Annotated in this window: 16 protein-coding genes and 1 pseudogene; 12 read left to right on the forward strand and 5 right to left on the reverse strand. The window is 64.0% G+C overall.

Annotated elements, in window-relative coordinates:
- Window positions 1-22 precede the first annotated feature (22 nt).
- The 3 genes from AB8A50_RS02555 to AB8A50_RS02565 form a co-directional block, all read right to left on the reverse strand.
- A complete protein-coding gene (locus AB8A50_RS02555) occupies window positions 23-1,213 on the reverse strand; it encodes a helix-turn-helix transcriptional regulator (protein ID WP_439076697.1) in 1,191 nt (396 codons plus the stop codon).
- 268 nt (window positions 1,214-1,481) lie between these two features.
- Entirely contained in the window at window positions 1,482-2,006 is a 525-nt protein-coding gene (locus AB8A50_RS02560; RefSeq protein WP_439076699.1) for a DUF3455 domain-containing protein, read from the reverse strand.
- A gap of 19 nt (window positions 2,007-2,025) precedes the next feature.
- Window positions 2,026-2,448: a GFA family protein gene (locus tag AB8A50_RS02565; protein ID WP_439076700.1), complete on the reverse strand. Its 423-nt coding sequence runs from the start codon at window positions 2,446-2,448 to the stop codon at window positions 2,026-2,028.
- Between the two features lie 192 nt (window positions 2,449-2,640).
- Here AB8A50_RS02565 and AB8A50_RS02570 point away from each other — a divergent pair, with 192 nt between their 5' ends.
- The 9 genes and pseudogenes from AB8A50_RS02570 to AB8A50_RS02610 all read left to right on the forward strand — a co-directional run bounded on the left by AB8A50_RS02570 (window position 2,641) and on the right by AB8A50_RS02610 (window position 12,930).
- Window positions 2,641-3,081 carry an NlpC/P60 family protein gene (locus tag AB8A50_RS02570; RefSeq protein WP_439076702.1) on the forward strand — a complete coding sequence of 147 codons (441 nt, stop codon included), beginning with the start codon at window positions 2,641-2,643 and terminating at the stop codon, window positions 3,079-3,081.
- Window positions 3,081-6,221 (forward strand): annotated as a pseudogene (locus AB8A50_RS02575) (baseplate multidomain protein megatron); the annotation flags it as partial. The gene AB8A50_RS02570 and the pseudogene AB8A50_RS02575, both read left to right, overlap by 1 nt.
- A 39-nt stretch (window positions 6,222-6,260) precedes the next feature.
- On the forward strand, window positions 6,261-7,331 hold the full coding sequence (locus AB8A50_RS02580) for a DUF2793 domain-containing protein (protein ID WP_439076704.1): 1,071 nt from the start codon (window positions 6,261-6,263) through the stop codon (window positions 7,329-7,331).
- Window positions 7,332-7,374: 43 nt separating this feature from the next.
- Entirely contained in the window at window positions 7,375-8,151 is a 777-nt protein-coding gene (locus tag AB8A50_RS02585) for a glycoside hydrolase family 19 protein (RefSeq protein ID WP_439076705.1), read from the forward strand.
- Between the two features lie 2 nt (window positions 8,152-8,153).
- Window positions 8,154-8,741, forward strand: a complete 588-nt coding sequence (locus AB8A50_RS02590; RefSeq protein ID WP_089267077.1) for a 3TM-type holin — start codon at window positions 8,154-8,156, stop codon at window positions 8,739-8,741.
- A 76-nt stretch (window positions 8,742-8,817) separates the two neighbouring features.
- Window positions 8,818-9,483, forward strand: a complete 666-nt coding sequence (locus AB8A50_RS02595) for a response regulator transcription factor (protein ID WP_089267078.1) — start codon at window positions 8,818-8,820, stop codon at window positions 9,481-9,483.
- Between the two features lie 22 nt (window positions 9,484-9,505).
- Window positions 9,506-10,882: a sensor histidine kinase gene (locus AB8A50_RS02600; RefSeq protein WP_315841590.1), complete on the forward strand. Its 1,377-nt coding sequence runs from the start codon at window positions 9,506-9,508 to the stop codon at window positions 10,880-10,882.
- A gap of 98 nt (window positions 10,883-10,980) precedes the next feature.
- Entirely contained in the window at window positions 10,981-11,451 is a 471-nt protein-coding gene (locus AB8A50_RS02605) for an RT0821/Lpp0805 family surface protein (protein WP_439063560.1), read from the forward strand.
- Between the two features lie 99 nt (window positions 11,452-11,550).
- Window positions 11,551-12,930 carry a hypothetical protein gene (locus tag AB8A50_RS02610; protein ID WP_439076707.1) on the forward strand — a complete coding sequence of 460 codons (1,380 nt, stop codon included), beginning with the start codon at window positions 11,551-11,553 and terminating at the stop codon, window positions 12,928-12,930.
- 59 nt (window positions 12,931-12,989) lie between these two features.
- On the opposite strand, the gene AB8A50_RS02615 is transcribed toward AB8A50_RS02610, so the two are convergent.
- Together AB8A50_RS02615 and AB8A50_RS02620 are read right to left on the reverse strand one after the other, a co-directional pair.
- Window positions 12,990-15,065 carry a 2Fe-2S iron-sulfur cluster-binding protein gene (locus AB8A50_RS02615; RefSeq protein WP_439076709.1) on the reverse strand — a complete coding sequence of 692 codons (2,076 nt, stop codon included), beginning with the start codon at window positions 15,063-15,065 and terminating at the stop codon, window positions 12,990-12,992.
- A 57-nt stretch (window positions 15,066-15,122) separates the two neighbouring features.
- The gene (locus AB8A50_RS02620; RefSeq protein WP_184515565.1) at window positions 15,123-15,740 is read right to left on the reverse strand and encodes a glutathione S-transferase family protein; all 618 of its coding nucleotides are present in this window, start codon (window positions 15,738-15,740) and stop codon (window positions 15,123-15,125) included.
- A gap of 374 nt (window positions 15,741-16,114) precedes the next feature.
- On the opposite strand from AB8A50_RS02620, the gene ccmI reads away from it, so the two are divergent.
- From ccmI to AB8A50_RS02635, 3 genes are read left to right on the forward strand one after another with little or no spacing between them, the layout of a single operon-like run.
- On the forward strand, window positions 16,115-17,233 hold the full coding sequence (gene ccmI / locus AB8A50_RS02625) for a c-type cytochrome biogenesis protein CcmI (RefSeq protein WP_439076711.1): 1,119 nt from the start codon (window positions 16,115-16,117) through the stop codon (window positions 17,231-17,233).
- Window positions 17,234-17,239: 6 nt separating this feature from the next.
- Window positions 17,240-17,749, forward strand: a complete 510-nt coding sequence (gene ccmE, locus AB8A50_RS02630) for a cytochrome c maturation protein CcmE (protein WP_089267088.1) — start codon at window positions 17,240-17,242, stop codon at window positions 17,747-17,749.
- Window positions 17,746-19,728, forward strand: coding sequence for a heme lyase CcmF/NrfE family subunit (locus AB8A50_RS02635; protein ID WP_439076712.1), 1,983 nt, complete (start codon window positions 17,746-17,748; stop codon window positions 19,726-19,728). Before ccmE ends, AB8A50_RS02635 begins: the two co-directional genes overlap by 4 nt.
- The last annotated feature ends 3 nt before the right edge of the window (window positions 19,729-19,731 follow it).

The following is a 19,731-nucleotide window of genomic DNA, read 5'->3' on the forward strand; positions in this document are numbered from 1 at the left end:
CTCGCGGCAAATTATCTGGCGTCTACCCGATCACGCGCGTCGCATAGCCGGCGAACAGCTTGACCAGATCCGCCTGCCGCCGGGTTCCGGTTTTGTAGAACAGGCGGCTGAGATGCGTCTTGATCGTCGTTTCGGCGACGCCGAGCGCTGCAGCGACCTCCGGCACGCCGCCGACCTGGACGATCGCCAGCAGGACGCGAAGCTCTGACGGTGTGAGCTGGAATGTCCTGCCGATGAGTTCGGGCGGCGAGGTGGCGTCGATATCCGCCTTGCGCACGAACAAAGCCGCGGTGGCCGAATAGACCAGTCCGGCCTGTCGCCGTGCTCCCGATGTCAGCGGCAGGAGATGTGCGACGTATCGTTCGCCAGTGCTGCCGACGAGCGGCATGGCGATTCCGCGCGTGCCGAGCGCGCTGTCGCCTTCACCGGCGACGGCGAGGGCCTCCCGCAAGGCGCGATCGGCCTGGCTGTCGCGAGCACTGAGGCGGCCGGAGGAGGCGCGCAGGACGTCCGCTGTATCGAGCATGGCATGGCCGGCAAAGTTGGCATGGACGATGCGCGCAGCCGAATCGACGAGGAACAGGCCGACGCTCAGCCCGTCCAGCGTATCCGCCAGCGTCGCGGCCTCGGCGGCTTTCAGATCGAACATGCGTCCGATCATCACGGCGCGGCGGATATGCGGCGCGATCAGTCGCATCCGGTGACGTGCGCGCTCATCCGCGACGCCGTCACGCTCATGCCGGAACACGCCGAACATGGCGACATTGGTGATGGACTTGTCGAGCACCGAATTGATGCAATCCGCCAGTCCCTGCGGCTGCACCCATTCCTTGTAGAAGCGGGTTTCCCTGAACTCCGCGTAAGGCAGGATGTCCTCGATCCCGATCGGTTCATCGATCTCCGCGAAGAACTGCACGGTCGTGGTGGGATCGAGCGCAACATATTTGTCGAAATAGGAGCTTTGATAGTCCGCGGAAATGCCGACCACGTGGAGAATATGCCCCGACGGCATGGCTGCATTCTTGGTATAGAGGCTGGCGCCGACGCCGCCGACGAATTGCATCGCGCGCTCGATCGCATTCGTCCAGGACGACGAGTCGAGGACGGTGTCGTAGATGCAGCCGATCAGGTCGCTGAGCTGTTCTGCGCCTTCTGCGAGATCAGGCGATGCGAGCCGGGCGGCCATCGGCCAGAGCGGAGTCACTGACGTCATTTGCAACTATCTCTCGGGAAGGTGAGCATGCACCTTTGCATGCGTGCCTATGCCGGCACGCCGACGATGCGTGATTGGAAAGCTATGTGGTTCCGGCGGCGATGTCGTTGCCGAACGCGCAGAAGCTGTGTTTCAGCATGCGAAATATTTTCCGGATGATACGCGGAATAAATCGAAAATCGCGGACGTGCGTCGATCGGTCTTTGATAGCAAAATGACGGCGCTTGCGGCGCCGTCATTTGAACCAAATTCAACTGATGCGGAACACTCAATCCTTGTGCAGGAATGCGTAGTCTGCCGAATAGGGCACGCTGAGAAACTGGCCGGCATCATCGCAGGGGCCGGCGGCAACGCCGCCTTTGGTGTTGATGCGCTGGATCACGTCGACCATTGCGAGCTTGCCGTCGCCATGCCGGTTAGTCACCGTCAATTTGAGCCACGGGATATCGCTCGCGGTTTTACCTGGTGCGCGACCAATCGCTTTGCCGCCCAGCGTGCTGCCATCGGTGAGTTGCCAATGCGGGCCCGCATAGTGGCGGCCGACGGTCAGTCCATTGGACAGCAGTGTGCCGATCGGCTCGCGGAAAGTCCAGGAGAGCTTGCCGTCGGAGGCGGCCATGCACTCATACACCTGCGCGCCCTCCGCGTGATAGATCGCGACGATGGTGGCATCCGGCTCGGCAATCTCGGACGGCACCTGAGCCGCGACCGCATGCGTCAGCGCGGCGAGGGCGGCGATGAGCACCGCCCCGAACAGTCTGCACTTCACTTTGCAATTCATGTGATCGTTCATGGGACCTCGCGCGTGATGTCTATTCAGCGACGGCCTCGCCGGAGCCGCCGAGCTCCGCCGGAAAGTCCTTCAACTTCGGCAGGCCGTCCTTTATCGGCAGCACGGTCTCGGCATAATTGACGTGGACACCGGGTTCGAAACGAAGTGTCGGGATGGTCGCCGCAAAGACATCGACCAGGCTGAACGTCGGATGATTGGTCAGCAGGTGCCCACCACATTTGCTGCAATACTGGCGCTGGCTGAGCGGTGTCTTCTGGAAGCTTGCAATATGCTTGGCGCCTGCAGTGATCCGCACGGCACTCGGCTTCCACAGGCTGAAGGCATTGACCGGCCCGCCGGACCACGAACGGCATGAACTGCAGTGGCAATAGCCCATCGCTTCCGGGGCACCATCCACTTCCAGTTCGACTGCGCCGCAGAAGCACTTTCCAACATGTGTCATTGTTCTCGTTTCCTCTTGCTTGTGCATCGTGCCTCGCCGCGAAGCGGGCGCGCCGGGCATGCTGCTAGCAGCGGCGCGCGAGGCGAAGCGTCATTCGATCGAATGAGAGCCGATCACAAGATGTGTCGTCGGAAAATGCGGTCAGACAGTGACGTGGCGCGCAGTGCAGTCATGGATTGCGGGACAGACAACATGATCGAAACGCTCACGCGCGCCGCGATTGTCAGCGAGGCGCGCGACTGGATTGGTACGCGCTATCAGCATCAGGCTTCGGTGAAGCATGTCGGATGCGACTGCCTCGGCCTCTTGCGCGGCGTCTGGCGCAACTGCATCGGCAACGAGCCGGAAACGCCGCCACCTTACGCGCCGGACTGGGCGGAGGCGCGGGGCGAGGAAGCGCTGGCGCAGGCGGCGCTGCGTCATCTCGTGCCTATCGCGGTGGATGAGATCGGCGCCGGCGACGTGTTGCTGTTTCGCTGGCGCGACGGTTATGTGGCCAAGCATGCGGCGATTGCCAGCGGCGAGGGCACGATGATCCACGCCCATGACGGCGCGGCCGTCTGCGAGGTCGCCCTGACACCCTGGTGGCGTCGTCGTCTGGCCTATGCGTTTCGCTTTCCCGGAGTGAGCTGATGTCGCAACTCGTCCTCTCGACGGCCGGCGGCGCCATAGGCGGGATGTTCGGGCCCATCGGTGCAATCGCGGGCCAGCTCGCCGGCGCGGCGCTCGGCGGTGCGATCGATAGCGCGCTGTTCGGCTCAAACGATCAGGCCACAAGCGGTCCGCAACTCGCGGATCTCGATGTGATGGCGTCGACCGAGGGCGCGCCGATCCCGCGCGTCTATGGCCGTGCGCGGCTGAGCGGTCAGGTGATCTGGGCGACACCGCTGGAGGAAGTCGCAACATCGGATACGGTGACGACCGATGGCGGCAAGGGCCTCGGCGGCGGTCCGACCACGACGACGACGACCTATAGTTACTTCGCGAATTTCGCGGTGGGCCTGTGCGACGGCGTGATCGGCCGCGTCGGGCGGATCTGGGCCGACGGCAAGCCGCTCGATCTCGAGGGGATCAATTTTCGCGTCTATCGCGGCACCGAAGACCAGATGCCCGACGGGCTGATCGTCGCTAAGGAAGGCGCGGGCAACGCGCCGGCCTATCGCGGGTTGGCTTATGTCGTGTTCGAGCGGCTGTCGCTGGCGAATTTCGGCAACCGGATTCCGCAACTGTCCTTCGAGATCATTCGGCCGATCGGCCTGCTCGAAGCGATGGTGCGCGCGGTCACGCTGATCCCCGGCACCACCGAGTTTGGCTATGAACCGTCCACGGTGGTGCAGCTGCTCGGCCCCGGACAATCCGCGCCGGAGAACCGCCATCACGGCTCCGCGCGGTCCGATGTAGTGGCGGCGCTGGACGATCTGCAGGGTCTGTGTCCCAACCTGCAGCGCGTCGCCATTGTCGTGGCGTGGTTCGGTTCGGATCTGCGCGCCGATTACTGCCTGGTACGGCCGGGCATCGACAATCCCGCCAAGGAAACCAGCCCGCTGTCGTGGTCGGTGGCTGGCGTCACACGACCCTCCGCCTATGTGGTGTCGCAAATCGATGGACGCGCGGCATTCGGCGGTACGCCGTCCGATGAGAGCGTCGTGCATCTGATCGGCGAGCTGAAGGCGCGCGGGCTGAAGATCACATTCGATCATTTCTTTGCCGGAGGTGTCTGGAACTATCGCCATATGGTGCTGCATTATGCGCAACTCGTATCGCTTGCCGGCGGCGTCGATGGCTTCCTGATCGGCTCGGAATTGCCCGGGCTGACGCGCGTGCGCTCGGCGTCGGGCAACTATCCCGCTGTCGCTCAACTGATCGCGCTCGCAACTGACGTGAAGGCGATCGTCGGGGGCGGCACGATCGTGACCTATGGGGCGGACTGGACGGAATACGGCGCGCATGTCGCAACCGCCGACGCGTCGGAGATCCGTTTTCCGCTCGACCCGCTCTGGGCATCGGCCGCCATCGATGCGGTCGGAATCGATTACTATGCGCCGCTATCCGACTGGCGCGATGAAGCCGATCATCTCGATCGTGATCTCTCCGACACGATCTATGATCGCGCCTATCTGCGCAGCAATGTGGCGGGCGGCGAGGCCTATGACTGGTACTATCCGCATGATAACGCGCGCGATGCGCAGGCGCGCGTCGCGATATCAGATGGGCTTGGCAAGCCGTGGATCCATCGCGTCAAGGATCTCTGGAATTGGTGGGGCAATGCGCATCACGAGCGCGTCGGCCATGCGGAATTGGGCAGTCCGACGGCATGGGTCGCGCGCAGCAAGCCGATCTGGCTGACCGAGGTCGGCTGTCCCGCAGTCGACAAGGGCGCCAACCAGCCGAGCGTGTTTCCCGATCCGAAATCGTCGGAGAACTTTGCGCCGTATTTCTCCAGCGGCGCGCGCGACGACCTGATGCAGCGGCGCCATCTGGAAGCATTGATCTCCGCCTTCGATCCGGTCTTCGGCGCCAGCGATACCGACAATCCGGTATCGCCTGTCTATGGCGGGCGGATGATCGATGTATCGGCTATTCACGTCTGGACCTGGGACTCGCGGCCTTATCCGATCTTTCCCGCAGCCGATGACATCTGGGGCGACGGCGCCAACTGGCATACCGGCCACTGGCTGACCGGCCGGCCCGGCGGTGCGCCGCTGGATGCATTGGTCGACAGGCTTGCGACGGATGCAGGCGTGACGGGGACTGATGCCTCGGCAGTATTGGGCGGCTGTGATGGTTATGTCGTGGACCGGCCAATGGCGCCGCGGGCGATGATCGAGCCGCTGTCGGTGGCCTATGCCTTCGATGCGACGGCGGCTGATGGCACGTTACGCTTCATCCCGCGCGGCGGGCTGCCCATGGCGAAATTCACTGAAGACGATCTGGTGGCGCCGGATGACGGCGCGCTGGCGCGGCTGGTGCGCGCGCAGGAGACCGAATTGCCCCGTCAGGTCAGCATCGGCTTCAGCGATGCGCTGACCGATTATCGCCGCTCGGCAGTCACATCGCGCAAACTCACCGGCGGCGCCAGCCGGATGCTGCATGCGGACCTTGCCGTCATCACCAGCGATACGGCAGCGACACAGCGCGCCGAGGTCTGGCTGCAGGACCTGTGGGCCGGACGGGAGCGCGCGGAGTTCGCCATCGGCATGACGGCGTTGGCGCTCGCGCCCGGCGACGTGATTGCGCTGACGCTGAATGACCGGCGGCGGCTGTTCGAGATCAGCGGGCTCGTCGATACGCAAGCGCGGCAGGTGACGGCGCGCAGTATCGACCCCGACGTGTTTGCCGTGCCGCTGCTGGCGCCTGAGATCAAGCTGCCGCCGGTGCCGGCGGCGCTCGGGCCGGTGCAGGCGATCGCGCTGAACCTGCCGGTGATCGACGGCGCCAATGCCGATGTGCTGACGCGGCTCGCTGTCTTCGCCAATCCATGGCCGGGCTCGGTGGTGGTCTGGCAATCGAAGGACGGCGCGAGTTTCCAGGTCGCTGCGGTCGCGGCGACGCCTGCTGTGATCGGCGAGACACTGGATGCGCTGCTGGCCGGGCCGACCGCACGATGGGACAATGCCAGCACATGCCGCGTGCGGCTCGCATCTGCGCGTCGCACAGCTCTCCGGCACCGTCGGAGCGGGGCATGCGACCGAGGGTATAATTTCATTGTGATCGTCATTGCGAGGAGCATAGCGACGAAGCAATCCAGCTCTTGGTTTTCTGGATTGCTTCGCTGCGCTCGCAATGACGGCTGAGAGCGCGAGACAGTAGACATGACCGACACGCCGAATCTCAAGCTGCCCTTCATCGATGGCGGGCAGGCGCAGAAACACGTCACCCATAACGAGGCGCTGCGCATTCTCGACGCGGCGATCCAGATCTCGGTACTCGATGTGACGCGGACAGCTCCGCCGGCGTCGCCGGCCGAGGGCGCACGGCATATCGTGGCGGCCGGGGCGTCAGGGGCCTGGAGCGGCCATGCGCTGGCCATCGCCACATGGCAGGACGGTACCTGGGCTTTCCTCGTGCCGAAAGCCGGCTGGTGCGTCTGGTCCATTGCCGATGACGTGATGATGGTGTTCGACGGCGCGCTGTGGCGCGATCTGCGCAACCTTGCACTCGACAATATCGACCATCTCGGCGTCAACACAGCGGCCGACAGCAGCAACCGCTTCAGCGTTAAGTCCGATGCCATGCTGCTGTCGCATGACGACGTAACGCCCGGCAGCGGTGATCTGCGGGTGACGTTCAACAAGCTGAATGCGACAAAGGATGTCGGCTTCATATTGCAGTCGAACTATTCGCCGCGTGCGCTGATCGGCTTGCTCGGCAATGATGACCTCTCGATCAAGGTCTCCGCCGATGGCGTGACCTATCGGACCGCGCTTGTAGTCGACAAGACGAGCGGGCAGGTCAGTTTCGAGCAGTCCCCGAAATTTCTCGCTTATTTGAACTTCGACAAATATTGCGCGGCGAACACCTTCACCAAGGTGCAGTTCAACAATACGGGGCATAACGACCAGAGCGTTTTCGATCCCGCGACCAACCAGTTCGTCGCACCGGTCGCCGGCATTTATGCGCTCGGCTTCCGCGTGATGTTCAAGGCCAATGCGGCGGTGCCGACCATGCTGACGGCGGCCATGTACAAGAACGGCGTTGAGCTGCTCGACGACACGCGGGTGCAGACATCGTCGGCGCTCGTCAGCAACAGGACGATGCTGAGCGGCCATGCGCTTCTCAAGCTCGCCGCCGGCGATGCCATTTCGGTCTGGGCGGCGATGGAGACCAATGACGGCTATATCGCCGCCGCGCAGAACGGCTTCTACGGCCACCGCATCGCCTGATTGCGCGAAGGCGAGGATCTCGCTCTCTTACAGGATCATCATCATGAAGCTCGATGAAACAACCTTGCGGCGTCTCTGGCCGCAGGGCGATAGCCGCGTGCCCGGATTGCTGTCGGGTATGGTGCAATCGTCCGAGGCTGTGTTTGCGCGCTACGGCATCACCACGCCTTTGCTTGCCGCGCATGTGATGGCGCAGATATCACACGAATGCGGAGCAGGGCGCGACGTCGTCGAGAACATGAACTACACCGCCGGGCGGATGATGCAGGTCTGGCCGTCGCGCTTTCCCACCATGGCGAGTGCGCAGCCTTATGCCGGCAATCCGCGGGCGCTGGCCAACAAGGTCTATAACGGCCGCATGGGCAATGCCGTCGGCTCCGACGACGGCTGGAATTTCCGTGGGCGCGGCGGATCGCAGACGACGGGCCGCGAAGGCTATGAGCGGGTGAAGAAGGCCACGGGGATCGATGTGGTCAGCCATCCCGAATACCTGATCGATCCGCGGTACTTCCTCACTTGCGCCGTGTCAGATTTCATCAATTGCGGCTGCCTGCCGTTTGCGAAAGCGGATGACGTCGTCGGCGTCACAAGGCGGCTCAATGGCGGCGCCGTGGGTCTCGCCGAGCGCAAGGCCTGGTTGGCGAAATGGAAGGCTGGGCTACGCGATGTGCCGCTGGTGATCGCGCCATCCGTGGGGCTACCCCCCGTGATCGCATCGCCGCCGCTGGCGCCCGAACTGCCGACAGCCAGGCCCACCCACAAGCCCACCAATCTTTTCGCTTTCATCGCCGCGCTTGTCGCGGCCTTCCGGAGGACATGACCATGGACTGGGGTGACCTTGCCAAACAGGTGATTGCGTTGGGCGCGCCGATGCTGGGGACGGCATTGGGCGGTCCGCTCGGCGGTGTGGCCGGCGAGATCCTCGCCAAGGCGGTGGGCTCGGTGACACTGACGCCGGCGGCGGTGCAGGCGGCGCTCCCCGCGGCCGATCCGACCAGGCTGGCCGAGGCCGAGGCGCATTGGGCTGACATGATCCGCGCCGAGGCGGAGACCCAGCGCGCGGCGATATCAGAGACCCAGGCGACGATCCGCGCCGAGATCGCCAGCGACGATCCGCTGCAGCGCTGGTGGCGGCCGGCCTATGCGCTGGAATTGACGGTAGAATGCGCCGCGCTGTGGTGTGTTCTGATGCACGAATTCTGGACCGGGGACATCCAGACCATCAACGCGCTGGTCAACGCCACAGCGCTCCTGGTGACCTATTGGGGGTTCCGGTTCGGCGTGCTAGGCGTCTATATCAGCGGCCGCACCCGCGAAAAGGTCAGTGCACTCACCGGGCAGGATTCGCCTGGCATGGTCGAGAAGCTGGTCAAGGCGGTTCTGGTCAAAGACGGTGTGAAGAAAAAGTAAGGTTGGCGGCCGTCGCCATTCATGGAGTGTTCACGCGTCCGGGCATCAATTCGGATTGTGAACGCGGAGAAGTCATTTGCGCCTGCTTGTTGTCGAAGATGATCCCGATCTGAACCGTCAGCTCACCACGGCGCTGACCGATGCCGGCTATGTCGTCGATCGCGCCTTCGATGGCGAGGAGGGGCACTTCCTCGGCGACAGCGAGCCTTATGACGCCGTGGTGCTCGATATCGGCCTGCCGAAGATGGACGGCATTTCGGTGCTGGAAGCCTGGCGCCGCAACAACCGCATCATGCCGGTGCTGATCCTGACGGCGCGCGATCGCTGGAGCGATAAGGTCCAAGGCTTCGATGCCGGCGCCGACGATTACGTCGCCAAACCTTTCCACCTCGAAGAGGTGCTGGCCCGCATTCGCGCGCTGCTGCGCCGCTCCACCGGCCACGCCCAGTCGGAGCTGACTTGCGGACCTGTGTCGCTGGATACCCGCACCGGCCGCGTCAGCGTTTCCGGCAATCCGATCAAGATGACATCACACGAATACCGGCTGCTGTCCTATCTGATGCATCATACCGGCCGCGTGATCTCGCGTACCGAACTGGTCGAGCATCTCTACGATCAGGATTTCGATCGCGACAGCAACACCATCGAGGTGTTCGTCGGCCGTATCCGCAAGAAGCTCGACGTCGATATCATCCAGACCGTGCGCGGCCTCGGTTATCTGCTCACGCCGCCGCAGCCGTGATCGTCCCCGGGATCATGCGCTGATGCGCAACAGCTCGCTCGCAACGCGGCTGTTCCTGTCGGCGACGGCCTGGGTGGTGGTGATCCTTCTGATCACCGGCATCGTCCTGTCCTCGGTCTATCGCAGCGCCACCGAGCGCGCCTTCGATCGCCGCCTCAATCTCTATCTCCGTACCCTGGTGGCCGAAGTCGCCAATCCGCCGGACGCGCCCGATCACGATACGCCATCGCTTGGCGAGCCGTTGTTCGAACTGCCGCTGTCGGGCTGGTACTGGGAAATCGCACCTACCGAAGGCGCGAAGACCGAGATGCGGGCCTCGCGCTCGCTGTGGGACAAGAAGCTGCCCAAGCTCGAAGACCAGGGCATCGAGCTCACGGCGTCGGGGATCCGCCAGGGCTATGTGGATGGGCCGGAAGACCAGCGCCTGCGCATGGTGGAGCGTCCCGTCGATCTCGGCGCCGACGGCAAATTCCGCATCAGCGTTGCCGGCGACGCCACCGAGATTTTCGAGGAAACCCGCACCTTCGACTATTATCTTGGCGGCACTTTCGCTGCACTCTCGATCGTGCTCGTGCTTACCACGATCTTCCAGGTCCGCTTCGGCCTTGCGCCGCTGAAGCGCATGTCGGACGCCATTGCCGATATCCGGTCCGGCCGTGCCGAGCGGCTGGAGGGCACATTCCCTGTCGAGATCTCACCTCTGGCAGGCGAGATGAACGCGCTGCTCGATGCCAACCGCGCCATCGTCGAGCGCGCGCGCACCCACGTCGGCAATCTCGCCCATGCCATCAAGACGCCGCTGTCGGTGATCGTCAACGAGGCGAACAGCCGTGGCATCGACCCCTTTGCGAGCAAGGTGCTGGAGCAGGCCGATGTGATGCGCGATCAGGTGACGCATCATCTGGAGCGTGCGCGGATCGCGGCGCGCGTCACCATCGTCGGCACCGTCACCGATGTCGCGCCGGCGCTGGAGGCGCTGTGCCGGACGATGCAGAAGATTCACCGGGATCGCGGCATCACCATCGACCTTGAGGCCGATGCCGCGGCGAAATTCCGTGGCGAAAAACAGGACATCGAGGAGATGGTCGGCAATCTCGTCGACAACGCCTGCAAATGGGCGGACTCCCACGTCACCATCGGCGTGCAGGTCGAGCGCACCGGCGGTGCCGATCCGGCGTCGAAGCTGCGGATCATCGTCGATGACGACGGACGCGGGCTGTCGGACACCGAGCGCGCCCAGGTCGCGCGCCGCGGCCAGCGGCTCGACGAGACCAAGCCGGGGTCAGGTCTGGGTCTGTCCATCGTGGTCGATCTGGCCGCGCTCTATGGCGGTAGCCTGACGCTCGGCAAGGCGCCGATCGGCGGGCTGCGGGCCGAACTGGTGTTGCCGGGTGTCTGAGTTCCGGCCTTGTTGCGCCCCGTTGTCGCCCGAATTATCCCGTTCGTAACGTCTTTGACGTTTCCTGTGTTCCGGTTTGCGTTCGGGGTCTGCGGTCCATGGTCAAGTTCAACGCCTTCTGTGTTGCCGCCGTCGCGCTGACGCTGGGTGGTTGCGACGTGACGACGTCGGACGGCGGGTTGGGCCTCGGCACCGATACGATCGCCCGGGCCTACAGCAGCACCAAGTCGGCCGTTGGCCTGTCCGAGGAAAACGCAGCGGCGGCTGTGACCAATGCCGCCTTTGGCGGGCTGATCGGCGCCAAACTCGGCGCCCAGCTCAACGACGAGGACCGCCGGCTGGCCTACGAGGCCCAGATCGCCGCCCTCGACCGCGGTGCACCCGGCGCGCCGGTGCCCTGGCGCAACGCCACGTCGGGACGCTATGGCAACATCGTCGCCGGACCGGCCTATAACCAGAAGGGCCGGGAATGCCGCGGCTTTTCCCACACGGTCACCGTCAATGGTGACCTGAAGACCGCCCGTGGCACCGCCTGTCGCAGCCCTGAAGGCACCTGGGCGGCGGCCTGATCCCGGTTCCTCAACGCCTTCTTAACGGGGCGCCTGCTACAAAAATCGGTGGCGATTTTCGGTTGTAGATCGACCGGAAAGCACGGATTCCTAGGCTGCATGAACAAAACCTCGATCGATCGCTTGCGGGAGTATTTGGCGCAACTGCCCGAGCAGTCGCAGATGCTGCTGATGCGCGAATATGAGCGCGCGATCGAGCGCGGCGAAGACGTCGTGGTCGCCAATTTCGTGCTCGACCTGCTGCGCGGCGTGGTTCGCGGCCACGAGAATGCAGTGCGCCCGCGCGTCGAGGATCCGACCCGGCTGGTTTTCAAATCGCTCGAGCCGTTCCTTGTCGAAGGTGTGGGCAATGTCCGGCCCGGACAGATCCGGCGCGCCTCGCTGCTGCCGATCTGGCAGTGGCTGGAGCGCGACGCCGCAGACGCCGTGCGCGAGTTCGAGGCGGCCGTCACCGTATCGCCCGAGCCGGGCGCTTCTGACATTGAGCGCGCGGTCAAGAAATTCCAGCAGGCGGCAGTAGCCGCCATTACCGCTGCCACGTCGGGCAATCGCGGCGCGGCCCGCATCGGGCCGACCCATGCCGTCGAGGACCTGCCGTCCATCGGAGCGGTGCTAAAGGCGCGCGAGCAACTCGACGGTTTTGCCGGCAAGCTGCCGAGCGTGCTGCGCAGCTTTGGCGATAGCCAGATCGCCTCGGTGAACAGCGCGCTGAACGTGCCGACGCTGACCACGCCGCAGGTGCTGCCTTTCGCACTCTCGCTGGTGATGCAGCGGCTGGCGGCGCCATGGCAGATCATTCGTCTGGCGGTGAAGATCGCGGCCTCGGACGATGAAATCCGCGTGGCCGCCACGCCCTATGGCGTCGCCGTGACCATGGCGCTGTCCGATCTCAATCGCGTCGCGGCCGAACTGCGCTCCGATATCAGGCGCGGCAAGTTCGACAGCGCCCCCGAACATCTCAAGGTCGCCCATGACGGCGTGCGCGGCCTGCGCACCGAACTCGACATGCGCAACGATTCCACCTGGGGACGCCAGATGGCGGCGATCCGGGTGGAGATTTCCTCGACGCTGCAGTCGGAGATCGAGAGCGTGCCGGGCAGGGTGCGGCGTCTGCTGCGCCAGCGCCCTGACAAGGATATTGCTGCCACGGCGACGATCGATTTCGCCGAGGTCGAGGAGACCGTGGCGCTGATCAATTTCGTCGCGGTGTGCCGGACCTATGCCAGCGAACTCGCCATCAACGAGGTGACGCTGCGGACCTATTCCGACCTGCAGCAATATGTCGAGAAGTCCACGGAGTCGCTGGTGCAGTCGCTGCGCGCAGGCGATGCCCGCGTCCGTAGCTACCGGCAGATGCAGGCCAAGGCTGCGATCCGCTTCTGCCAGGTGTTGTTCGGCCAGGAATATGCCTCGCTGATGAGCCGCGCCGCCGAGCAGGCCATGGTCGTGGTCGAGCGCAAGCCGAAGCGGGCCGGCTAGGCCAGGCGATGCGAAATGGCTCGTCGGCGATGTGACATCCGCATCGCCTCATCCCGAGATCAGAGCGCCAATTGAATGCGATTGGCTTCGTTGCCGTTCTGTGCGGCCGGAACGGCACAGCAGATCAGGACTTCATCGTCGGCCGCCGCAGCGGCTGCATCTTTGACGTAGGTCACCGCTCCCGCCAGAAGCTTCGTTCGGCAGGTGCCGCAATGTCCTTCCCGACAACTGAAATCGGGGCTCAGGCCTCGGGATTCGGCGAGGTCGAGCAGCGTGCCGGATTCAGGCGTCCAGCGCGCTTCCTTCAATGACTCTGCGAACACCACATGCACCGATGTCGACGACGATGGCTGGCGCGCCGGCGCTGTCGCCGGGCTGTCGACGGTTCGTACCAGTGACGCGGGACCGAATGCTTCGGCGTGGATACGGTTGTCAGCGATATTCAGTGCACGAAGACCGTCATAGAGCGACTGCATGAACCCGGAAGGTCCGCAGAGATAGTAATCGTAGTCGCCGACCGGCATGAACCGTGACAGCAGGGCCATGTCGATACGCCCCGCAGCGTCGTAGTCGGGGCCTTCTTCGGCATCCGTGATGTCGCCGAGAACTCGGATGACCCGGACTGCGTCTCCAGCGGAGGTCGCAAGTTCATCCAATTCGTTGCCGAAGGGGCGCTCGTTCTTCGAACGGGCTGCCTGAAAAAGCACGGTCGGTCGAATCTTGAGCGTCCGCAGCCCTTCGTAAATCACATGCCGCAGCATCGCGAGCATAGGCGTGATGCCGATGCCGCCCGCCAGCAGCACCGCTGGTCGCGCCTGAGTGGCGTCGATCGTGAATTCACCGGCGGGCGCCCTTGCTTCGATCACGTCGCCAATATTGATGCCGTCGTGTAGCTGCTGCGACACCAGTCCGTCGCGTTTGACGCTGATGCGGTAGACGTGATCCGAAGGCGCGACCGACAGCGTATAGGTTCGGATGGTGGTCTTCTCCGCTCCGTCAATGGGCAGTCTGATCGGAAGATACTGTCCGGCGCGATGAGGCAGGAGACCGGCGCCGTCAGTCGGCTCCAGATGGAACGACCTGACCGTTGCGCTCTCATCGACGATGTTGATGACCTTGAATGGCCGCCATTTGATCGCAAGTTCTGCAGCCCGCAGACGACCGGCTGCCTGCTCCCAACTGCCTGTCATGAGTGTGCTCGGCGCCCATCCGTCGGGCCGGGACGACCAGCGCAGGGGCAGGGCACCGCGCCGAAGAACGACGCGCCGCGCCTTGAATTGCCAAAGGCGCTCGGCGCCCTGGAAGGCGGCGATCTCCGGGGAGTCCAGTATGACCCGGGCGTCACCGGTCATCTGCAAGACGTCGCCGGTCTCGAAATCGACGAACAAGAGTCCGGCTTTGCCGTTGATGAGGATGTTGCCCAGCGTGGCGAAAAAGAGATTGCCTGCGAAATCCGGGATTGTGAGCGTGCCGTCGTCGGCAACGCGAACGAAACCGGGATTGCCGCCGCGGCTCGAGACGTCGATCTGTCGACGGGATTCTCGCTCGACATAGGACGCGACAAAGAACATGTCGGCGGCTTCGATCATGCCGCGTGCCGTTGCGTCGATTTCGGCTTTCTCTTCGATATTTCCCGTAAACAGTTCGCGTGGATCGCGGACGAACTCGTAATCGCGGAGCTGGATGTAGCGCGGGCAATTGCCGAAACTTTGGTCGACATCAAAATGAATGGCGTAATTGTCCGACGGCCCGATGATGCCGTTGACGCGATTCCGGCGGCGCGTGTGAAGTTCGATGCCGAGCAGGCCGATTGCATCGCCCTCGTACATCCCTTCGCTGGCGGGATCGCTTGGCTCCCTGACGACATCGATATCGAGCGATTGCGCTGTTGGCGATGAGATGAAGCCGGGCTTGCCGGTGACAAATGTGGCCCATGCGTCACCTGCGCCGTCGACGCTGCCGAGCGCTATGAAGGGAATCTGGGCGTAGAAATCCCGGTGTTGCGTCGGCATGTAGTCGCGCACGATACGCCTGCCGAGCTCATCCATGTGAGTCGAAACGCCGACCTTTTCCTGAATCGCCTTCTCGCCGGCGTGCCAGATGTCCAGTTTTGATAGCGACATAGTATCGGTCATCGGTCCGCTCTCGTTGGCGGTGTCGGGCGTATGGCTGGATACGCCCGACACACGCAGTTAAGCCGCAGCGGCAAGGCCGACGGGTGTCTTGGCGAAAGGCACGAAGCCGGGCAGCGCTTCGATGCGGCGCAAGAAGGCGGTCACCTTGGGATAGCCGGACAGATCGACATTTCCTTCCGGCGCGCTTGCGATGTAGCTGTAGAGCGCCACATCCGCGATGGTCGGACCATTGCCGACAAGCCAGTCGCGATCGGCGAGATGCGCTTCGACCAGTGCCAACAAGGCGTGCGCGCGCTCGATGACTTCCTCTGGATTGAAGTTCCTGCCGAAAACGGTGATCAGCCGTGCAGCGGCAGGACCATAGGCCAGTTGGCCGGCAGCGACAGACAGCCAGCGCTGGATCGCCGCGCTTCCCTTCGCGTCATCGGGCAGCCACTCGGTTCGGCCGGATGTCTTGGCGAGATAAACGAGTATCGCGTTCGAGTCGGAGACAATGGTGCCACTGTCATCGAGGACCGGCACCTGACCGAACGGATTGAGCGCAAGGAAATCCGGCGTCTTGTGCGCGCCCGACTTCAGGTCAACCTCGATGAGTTCGTGGGGCAGGCCAAGGAGCGAAGCGAACAGATGCGCGCGATGAGAGTGGCCGGACAGTGGATGGTGATAGAGCTTCATGATTGTGATCCTGAATTCGTGGTCGGGTCCATTCCCGTTCAGCGAATGCAAGTTGCTTCATGATCCGGCGCGCGGGAATGCACGCTCTGCGCACTTCATCATTGCGCCGGATGAAATAACCGCGGCCTTTGTCGGCGCGCGACAGGCCCGATAGCGGTTTCATCAATCGCGTCGATGGGTCTTACCGGAGGGCATCCACGTCGCGGAGGGGGCATTACTCGGAAAGCGGGCTCGCAGCCGCCGCAATCCTTGATCCAGAACAAGCGTCCTGACGTCGCGATGGCATAAAAGTCAATTGCGCGGCGTCGGCGGCCATGGTGTAACCCGGCAAAGACGTCGTTTAGATCGACTCAAGACTACGCCGGAACCCATTGATGGCCTTATGGTTTGTGTTCGCCTTGATGACCGCCGCAGCGACTTTCGCCGTGTTGTGGCCGCTTGGCCGGACCCGCTCCGATGCCGGGGGCACCGAGGCCACTGTCTACCGCGATCAGCTCGCTGAAATCTCCCGCGATACCGCCGCCGGCCTGATCGGGCCGACGGAGGCGGAGGCGGCGCGTGTCGAGATCAGCCGTCGTCTGCTGGCGGCCGTCGATGCCGAGGGCGCGGCGTCCGTGGGCAGCAGTCCCGGCTTTCGCCGCGCGGTGGCGCTGGTGGCGCTGATCGGCCTGCCGCTGCTGGCCGTCGGCTTCTATCTGCCGCTCGGTTCGCCTGCCATGCCGGACTTTCCGCTCGCCGCGCGCAACCAGTCGCCCAGTCCCACCCAGCCACTGGACAATCTCGTCGCACAGGTCGAGCAGCATCTCGAGAAAAACCCGACCGACGGCCGCGGCTGGACCGTGCTGGCGCCTGTGCTGGCGAAGATCGGCCGTACCGACGATGCGGTGCGCGCGTTCCGCAATGCGATCACCTATGCCGGCGATACGGCCGCGCGGCGCGCCGATCTCGGCGAGGCCATGGCGATGGCCGCCAATGGTGTCATCACCGCGGATGCCAAGACCGAATTCGAACGCGCTGTCGCGCTCGATGCCGGCGAGGTGAAGGCACGCTACTTCCTGGGCCTCGCGGCTGAGCAGGACGGGCGTGGCAGCGACGCGGCGGCGATCTGGCGCGACATGGTGGCAAAGGGACCTGCGGATGCGCCGTGGCGTCCGGTGGTCACGGCGGCCCTGGCGCGTGTCGGCGGCAGCGCTCCGAAGTCAGGCCCGAACCTGCCGGCACTGTCGGAAGACACGATCGCGTCGGTACAGGGCATGAATGCAGGCGACCGCAATGCGATGATCCATGGCATGGTCGACCGGCTCGCCACGCGGCTCAAGCAGGATGGCAGCGACGTCGAGGGATGGTTGCGGCTGGTGCGTGCCTATATGGTGCTCGGTGAGCGCGACAAGGCAAAGAGCGCGCTGGCAGATGCACGGGAGGCGGTCGGCACGGATGCCGAGCGGCTGCGCAAGCTGAACGATGGCCTGAAAGACTCCGGGCTGGATGGGTGACTTCCAATGACGCGCAAGCAGCGACGATTGACGATGATAGGTGGAGCGCTGGTGGTGCTCGCCATCGCGGCCGGGCTGGTGCTGAACGCGCTGCGCGATTCCATCGTGTTCTTCTCGACGCCGCAGATGGTTGCCGAAAAGCAGATCCCGGTCGGCAAGCGCTTTCGCCTCGGCGGCATGGTCGAGCAGGGCTCGCTGGTGCGCGGGGATAATCTCGCCGTGAGCTTCAAGGTCTCCGATGGCGGCGCAACCTTGCCGGTGAACTACAAGGGCATCCTGCCGGATCTGTTTCGCGAGGGGCAGGGCGTTGTCGCCGAAGGCGCGATGGATGCGTCGGGCGTGTTCAAGGCCGATACGGTCCTGGCGAAGCATGACGAGAACTACATGCCGAAGGAAGTCGCTGACGCACTCAAGAAACAGGGGCGCTGGCAGGAAGGCGAGGGTGGCAAGCCGGTGATGTCGCAGGGCGCCGCCAAGCCTGTGGTGACGCCTGCAAAACAGAGTGTTTTGCAGTGATTGCCGAAGCGGGACACTATGCATTGGTGCTGGCGCTGGCGCTGGCGTTGATCCAGTCGACGGTGCCGATCATCGGTGCGCGCCTGCGCGATCCGGCATTGATGAATGTCGCGCGCTCCACGGCACTGGCGCAGTTGCTGTTTGCGGGGCTGTCGTTTCTCGCGCTGACGACGCTCTATGTCACGTCGGATTTCTCGGTCGCCAACGTGTTCGAGAATTCGCATTCCGCAAAACCGCTGCTCTACAAGATCACCGGCGTGTGGGGAAACCATGAAGGCTCGATGCTGCTGTGGGTGTCGATCCTCGCACTGTTCGGCGGGCTCGTCGCCGCCTTCGGCAATAATCTGCCGCTGTCGCTGCGCGCGCATGTGCTGGCAGTGCAGGGCTGGATCGCTGCGGCGTTCTATCTGTTCATCCTGATGACCTCGAATCCGTTCCTGCGCCTAGCACAGCCGCCGCTCGAGGGGCGCGATCTCAATCCGGTGCTGCAGGATATCGGCCTCGCCGTGCATCCGCCGATGCTCTATCTCGGCTATGTAGGCTTCTCCATCGCATTCTCCTTCGCCGTCGCCGCGCTGATCGAAGGCCGCATCGATGCCGCTTGGGCGCGCTGGGTGCGGCCATGGACGCTGGTGGCATGGATCTTCCTGACGCTCGGAATCGCGATGGGCTCCTACTGGGCCTATTACGAACTCGGCTGGGGTGGTTGGTGGTTCTGGGATCCCGTCGAGAACGCCTCGCTGATGCCATGGCTGTCCGGCACCGCGTTGCTGCACTCCGCAGTGGTGATGGAGAAACGCAACGCGCTGAAGGTCTGGACCATCCTTCTCGCGATCCTGACCTTCTCGCTGTCGCTGCTCGGCACATTCCTGGTGCGCTCCGGCGTCCTCACCTCGGTTCATGCCTTTGCGACCGACCCGACGCGCGGCGTGTTCATCCTGCTGATCCTGTGCGTGTTCATCGGCGGCAGCCTGACGCTGTATATGTGGCGTGCATCGTCGCTGAAGCAGGGCGGACTGTTCGCGCCGATCTCGCGCGAGGGCGCGCTTGTGCTGAACAACCTGTTCCTCACCACGGCCTGCGCGACGGTGTTCATCGGCACGCTGTATCCACTGGCGCTGGAAATGCTGACCGGTGAGAAAATCTCTGTCGGCGCGCCGTTCTTCAATCTCACTTTCGGGCCGCTGTTCGTGCCGTTGCTGCTGGCGATGCCGTTCGGGCCGTTGCTGGCGTGGAAGCGCGGCGATCTCAGAGGCGTGACGCAACGGCTGATGGCTGCCGGAATCGCCGCGCTTCTGGCGGTGGCACTCGTCTGGGCATGGACGACGGGCGGTGCGGCGCTGGCACCGCTCGCGATCGGGCTCGGCGTGTTCGTCATTGCCGGATCGATCGTCGATATCGCCGAACGCACCATGCTGTTTCGTTTACCGTTCGGTGCGGCGTTCCGCCGTGCGCGCGGATTGCCGCGCGCGGCCTGGGGCACGGCCTTTGCTCATGCCGGCATCGGCGTCGCGCTGATCGGTATCGTCTGCGAGAGCACCTGGAATACCGAATATATCGGCACCATGCAGCCGAATGATGTGGCGAAGCTTGCCGGCTATGAGCTCACGCTCAAGGATGTGACGCAGCGGCAGGGGCCGAATTTCCGCGAGAGCCTCGCGCGTTTCAGGGTGACGCGCGGCGGCGACGAGATCGGCGAGATGACGCCATCGAAGCGCAACTTCACCGCGCGGCAGTCCTCCACCACGGAAGCCGCGCTGCTCTCGCGCGGCGCCAGCCAGCTTTATATCTCGCTCGGTGAGGAGGCCGCCGGCGGCGCGGTTGCCGTGCGGATGTATCACAAGCCGCTGGTGCTGATGATCTGGTGGGGACCGGTGCTGATGGCTTTCGGCGGGCTGCTGTCACTGTCCGACCGACGGCTACGCGTCGGCGCGCCGAAGCCGGCCAAGGCGGCGCGCGCACTACAGCCGGCGGAGTGATGG

The organism is Tardiphaga sp. 841_E9_N1_2, assembly GCF_051811065.1.
GTDB classification, from domain to species: domain Bacteria; phylum Pseudomonadota; class Alphaproteobacteria; order Rhizobiales; family Xanthobacteraceae; genus Tardiphaga; species Tardiphaga robiniae.

Excerpts from the sequence above, each read along its gene's own strand:
- AB8A50_RS02560 (WP_439076699.1), bottom strand. The coding sequence starts at position 2,006 with ATGAACGATCACATGAATTGCAAAGTGAAGTGCAGACTGTTCGGGGCG.
- ccmE (WP_089267088.1), top strand. The coding sequence starts at position 17,240 with ATGACGCGCAAGCAGCGACGATTGACGATGATAGGTGGAGCGCTGGTG.
- AB8A50_RS02580 (WP_439076704.1), top strand. The coding sequence starts at position 6,261 with ATGACCGACACGCCGAATCTCAAGCTGCCCTTCATCGATGGCGGGCAG.
- AB8A50_RS02600 (WP_315841590.1), top strand. The coding sequence starts at position 9,506 with ATGCGCAACAGCTCGCTCGCAACGCGGCTGTTCCTGTCGGCGACGGCC.
- ccmI (WP_439076711.1), top strand. The coding sequence starts at position 16,115 with ATGGCCTTATGGTTTGTGTTCGCCTTGATGACCGCCGCAGCGACTTTC.
- AB8A50_RS02610 (WP_439076707.1), top strand. The coding sequence starts at position 11,551 with ATGAACAAAACCTCGATCGATCGCTTGCGGGAGTATTTGGCGCAACTG.
- AB8A50_RS02585 (WP_439076705.1), top strand. The coding sequence starts at position 7,375 with ATGAAGCTCGATGAAACAACCTTGCGGCGTCTCTGGCCGCAGGGCGAT.
- AB8A50_RS02605 (WP_439063560.1), top strand. The coding sequence starts at position 10,981 with ATGGTCAAGTTCAACGCCTTCTGTGTTGCCGCCGTCGCGCTGACGCTG.
- AB8A50_RS02565 (WP_439076700.1), bottom strand. The coding sequence starts at position 2,448 with ATGACACATGTTGGAAAGTGCTTCTGCGGCGCAGTCGAACTGGAAGTG.
- AB8A50_RS02620 (WP_184515565.1), bottom strand. The coding sequence starts at position 15,740 with ATGAAGCTCTATCACCATCCACTGTCCGGCCACTCTCATCGCGCGCAT.
- AB8A50_RS02555 (WP_439076697.1), bottom strand. The coding sequence starts at position 1,213 with ATGACGTCAGTGACTCCGCTCTGGCCGATGGCCGCCCGGCTCGCATCG.
- AB8A50_RS02570 (WP_439076702.1), top strand. The coding sequence starts at position 2,641 with ATGATCGAAACGCTCACGCGCGCCGCGATTGTCAGCGAGGCGCGCGAC.
- AB8A50_RS02590 (WP_089267077.1), top strand. The coding sequence starts at position 8,154 with ATGGACTGGGGTGACCTTGCCAAACAGGTGATTGCGTTGGGCGCGCCG.
- AB8A50_RS02615 (WP_439076709.1), bottom strand. The coding sequence starts at position 15,065 with ATGACCGATACTATGTCGCTATCAAAACTGGACATCTGGCACGCCGGC.